This is a genomic window from Corynebacterium sp. NPDC060344 (assembly GCF_042725215.1).
GTDB lineage: Bacteria > Actinomycetota > Actinomycetes > Mycobacteriales > Mycobacteriaceae > Corynebacterium.
In genome coordinates, this window is the sequence record NZ_JBHXCS010000031.1 from 1 (window position 1) to 2,830 (window position 2,830).

Genomic DNA, 2,830 nt, shown 5'->3' on the forward strand with positions numbered 1-2,830 from the left:
ACCGCACACGTCGTGGTCGGGTCAGTTCGCCCCGGGCGGGTTGCCCTCGGTCCACACGACCCGGAACGACAGCGAGCTCAGCCGCCAGCCCTCGGGGGTGCGGCGCGCCGCGCCGTTGACGAACGTGCCGGCCGCGAAGCGGGGTGCGGGGGTGCCCTCGGGGGCTGTGGCCGGCAGGTGGTGGACGTGGGTGGCGATGACGTTGGCCCGCAGTGTCGCCCGGTCCTCCCCCTCGAGGGCGACCACGGCCGGTGAGCCGAGGTGCTGGTGGCGCGCGAAGGCGTCGAGGGACTTCTGGTGGAAGGCGGGGAGGCCGTCGGCGCCCTGGTGCCGGGCGTTCGGGAATTCGATCACCGCGTCGTCGGTGAACAGCCCCTTGGCCCATCCCGCGTCGAGTATTTCGTCGTCGAGTGATATCAGATATGCGTCGAGGAGCGCGGCGACTTCGGCGGTCGATTGGCTTGATGTCATGCCTGAGGATGTGCGCGAATCAGGCTGGCGGCCAACCCTTCCTGTAAAGGATATGACGTTCTTGTGGAAAACCTGTACTAGCGGCTATTTACTGTCCCGGTAGCCCCTCGCAATACTGGGAAAACACCAGTCGGAAGAGGGCAGATGGACACCTTTGACGCGGACGTAATCATCGTTGGAGCCGGCCCCACCGGACTCATGCTCGCAGGTGAGCTGGGTCTGCATGGAGTCTCTGCCACCGTCGTCGAACGGCTCGCGGAGCCGATGAAGCAGTCTCGCGCCCTCGGATTCTCGGCGCGGACCATCGAGGAATTCGACCAGCGTGGACTTCTTTCCCGCCTGGGTGAGGTCGATGTCATTCCCTTCGGGCATTTCGGTGGAGTCCCCATCGATTATCGCTTGCTCGAGGGAGGCTCGTACGGGGCTCGAGGAATACCCCAGTCCCGCACCGAGGGAATGCTGGCAGGCTGGGCGGCGGAAAAGGGCGCCCAGGTGCGCCGCGGTGTCGAGGTCACCGGTCTGGAGAACGACGAGGACGGGGTGACCCTCCAGGTCACCACTCCCGAGGGCCCGGGCACGCTGCGCGCCCGCTACGTGGTGGGCTGCGACGGCAGCCGCAGTGCGGTGCGGCGCCTGGCCGGGATCGCCTTCGAGGGCACCGACGCGGCCATCGAGCTGCGCTTCGCCGACGTGGCCGGCGTGCCGCTGCGCCCCCGGTTCAGCGGTGAGCGGGTGCCCGGCGGCATGGTGATGGTCCTGCCGATCGGTCCCGACCGCAGCCGCGTCATCTACTTCGACCGCTCGGAGCCGCTGCGCACGAGCAGCGAGCCGATCACCTTCGACGAGGTCGCCGAGGCGTTCTTGCGGCTGACCGGCGAGGACATCAGCGGCGGGACGCCGCTGTGGGTCAGCTCGACCACCGACACCAGCCGTCAGGCCGCCGAGTACCGGCGCGGACGCGTCTTCCTCGCGGGCGACGCGGCCCACATCCACCTGCCGATCGGCGCGCAGGGCATGAGCTCGGGCGTGCAGGACGCGGTCAACCTCGGCTGGAAGCTCGCCCTGGACATCCAGGGCCGGGCCCCCGAGGGGCTGCTCGACTCGTACGAGAGCGAGCGCCGGCCCGTCGCGGCCCGGATCCTGACCAACACGCTGGCCCAGCGCATCCTCTACCTCGGCGGCGACGAGATCACCCCGATGCTGGAGGTCTTCGCCGAACTGGTGGACTTCCCCGCGGTGCAGCGCCACCTCATCGGCATGGTGACCGGGCTGGACATCCGCCACGACGTCGGCGAGGGCGAGCACCCGCTGCTCGGCCGGCGCCTGCCGGACCGCGAGGTCGTGGTCGGCGGCGCCAAGAAGAGCAGCCTCGAACTCCTGCACGGCGGCCGCGGCGTGCTGCTGGACCTGCACGACAACGCCGCGCTGCGCCAGGCCGCGGAGGGCTGGTCCGACCGCGTCGACACGCTCACCGTCGCGAACTTCGACTGTGACGCGCCGCTGGACGGCCTGCTGATCCGCCCGGACGGCTACGTCGCCTGGGCCCCGCCGCCCGGCGCGCCCACCGAGGGCCTCACCCAGGCGCTCACCCGCTGGTTCGGCGAGCCCGCCTGAGGCTGCGCCGCCCCGTAAGCCATCTGTCCTGTTCACCTGTTCCCCCTTGAGGAAGCGAAGAGACATGCCCAAGATCTCCACCGAGGACAAGCACCTCACCGTCCTCAACCTGTTCACCACGGATGTTCCGGAGAACCAGGACAAGCTCGTCCAGGAGATGCGGAAGATCGTCGACGCCGCCACCTACGAGGGCTGGATGTCCAGCACCGTCCACGCGGGCGTCGACTCGCCGGGCACCGCCAACTTCATCCAGTGGCGCAGCGGCGAGGACCTGGAGGAGCGCTACAAGGGCGACGAGTTCAACCACCGCACCCTCCCGGTCTTCGGTGAGATCACCACCTCGATCAAGCTCCTGCAGAACGAGGTGGCCTTCACCCAGGAGCACCCGTCGCTGGGCGGCTCCATCGAGATCGGCCCGCACCGTGACGACTACACCGCCATCGCGGTGTTCCCCGTCCTGAAGGAGAACCAGGAGGAGCTGATCGACGCCCTCGGCCCCGGCCAGGGCTTCTTCCTGGAGACCCCGGGCTTCCGCTCGCACGTGGTGCTGCGCGGCCTGCGCGCCCGTGGTCTCGAGGGCTCCTTCGTCGTCTCCTACTCCCAGTGGGAGAGCAAGGAGGCGTACGACGCCTACAAGGCCGTGCCGCAGGACCAGAAGCCGGCCAGCCGGGTGGCCGCCGAGGGCCGCTGCCGCGCGGTCGTCGCCGGGATCCCGGACATCAACACCTACCGCGTCGTCCACACC

3 protein-coding genes are annotated in these 2,830 nt (G+C 69.3%); 2 read left to right on the forward strand and 1 reads right to left on the reverse strand.

Translation table 11 applies throughout. The features are described from left to right. Positions 1–21: 21 nt before the first annotated feature. Positions 22–471 carry a nuclear transport factor 2 family protein gene (locus ACFWGD_RS13105; protein ID WP_377779126.1) on the reverse strand — a complete coding sequence of 150 codons (450 nt, stop codon included), beginning with the start codon at positions 469–471 and terminating at the stop codon, positions 22–24. A 144-nt stretch (positions 472–615) separates the two neighbouring features. Here ACFWGD_RS13105 and ACFWGD_RS13110 point away from each other — a divergent pair, with 144 nt between their 5' ends. Both ACFWGD_RS13110 and ACFWGD_RS13115 read left to right on the forward strand, forming a co-directional pair. Further along, complete coding sequence (locus ACFWGD_RS13110) at positions 616–2,085, forward strand: FAD-dependent monooxygenase (RefSeq protein ID WP_377779127.1); 1,470 nt, start codon at positions 616–618, stop codon at positions 2,083–2,085. A gap of 64 nt (positions 2,086–2,149) precedes the next feature. Then, positions 2,150–2,830 (forward strand): antibiotic biosynthesis monooxygenase family protein (locus ACFWGD_RS13115; RefSeq protein ID WP_377779128.1); only part of this gene is annotated, 681 nt, incomplete at its 3' end.